The sequence below is a fragment of the Streptomyces sp. NPDC051776 genome (assembly GCF_040681345.1).
GTDB lineage: Bacteria > Actinomycetota > Actinomycetes > Streptomycetales > Streptomycetaceae > Streptomyces.
This window is the reverse complement of record NZ_JBFAYQ010000170.1, coordinates 1-1,268: the sequence shown is the minus strand read 5'-3', so window position 1 is coordinate 1,268 and position 1,268 is coordinate 1. Positions and strand designations below refer to the sequence as shown.

The 1,268-nt window shown below is 64.6% G+C and carries 1 protein-coding gene; it reads right to left on the bottom strand.

All coding sequences use genetic code 11. The annotated features are described in order from the left end of the window. Positions 1 to 1,268, bottom strand: a 1,268-nt coding sequence (locus AB0M26_RS31945; protein WP_365266553.1) for an acyltransferase domain-containing protein, incomplete at both ends; no start/stop codon positions are given.

Here is a 1,268-nt window from a genome sequence, read left to right as displayed (position 1 = left end):
TAGGACAACCCCAACCCGGCAAAACGCTCGTACGCCCCCTCAACCGACTCCACCACCGCACCCCGCGGCGGCCACACACCGAAATCAAAAGAACCCGCGGAAAACGCACCCGCGACCACCGAAAGCTCACCCGTCACATGGAGCGTCCACGGGTCCGAATCAAGAGCATCCTCAGTACGCGAATACACCTCCAGCATGCGCCGACCCGACTCATCCGCCGCACCCACCCGAACCTGAACCCGAACCCCACCCCGCTCAGGCACCACCAACGGAGCCAGGATCGTCAGATCCTCCACCCGATCACACCCGGCCCGCTCCCCCACCCGCAACGCCAACTCAAGAAAACCCGTCCCCGGGAACACCACCACACCCGCCACCACGTGATCCCGCAACCACTCATGCGACACCAACGAAAGACGACTGGTGAACAACAACTCATCCCCACCGGCCAACTCAACGGCCGCTCCCAACAACGGATGCCCCGCCGACCCCAGACCCAACGACCTCAAATGCCTGGTCGGCAACGCAGAAGAACCAGGCCAAAAACGGCGCCGCTCAAATGCATACGTCGGCAGATCCACCCAAGACGCGACAGTGGAGGCACCGAACACCGCAACCCAATCGAGCACCCCACCCCGCGTGAACAACTGCGCCGCCGCCACAAGCAGAGATTCAACCTCCGGGCGGTCCTTCCGCAACGTCGGGGCCACCAAATACTCCCGGCCCTCCAGACACGCCTGAACGAGCACCGTCAGCGTGCCATCCGGACCCAGCTCCACAAACCGGGTCACATGCTGCTCGTCCAAACAACGAACCCCATCGGCGAAACGCACCGGCCGCCGCACGTGATCCACCCAATACTCCGCGGACATCAATACATCAGCCGCAGCAACCTCACCCGTAAGCGTCGAAACAATCGCCACCCGAGGCTCGGCATAAACAATGCTCTCCGCCACACCCCGGAACTCCGCCAGCATCGGCTCCATCAACGGCGAATGGAACGCATGACTCACCCGCAACGACGTCACCTTGCGATCCAGCAACCTGAAGTGCTCCGCGATCTCCTCAACCACCCCCGCCGCACCAGAGACCACCACACTCCGCGGGCCATTGACCGCCGCAACACCCGCCTCAGCCTCCCGCCCCACCAGCAGCGGCAACACCTCCCCCTCAGACGCCTGGAGCGAGAGCATCGCACCGCCCTCCGGCAGCGCCTGCATCAACCGACCCCGCGCGGCGACCAGGCGGCACGCGTCCGCCAGCGACCA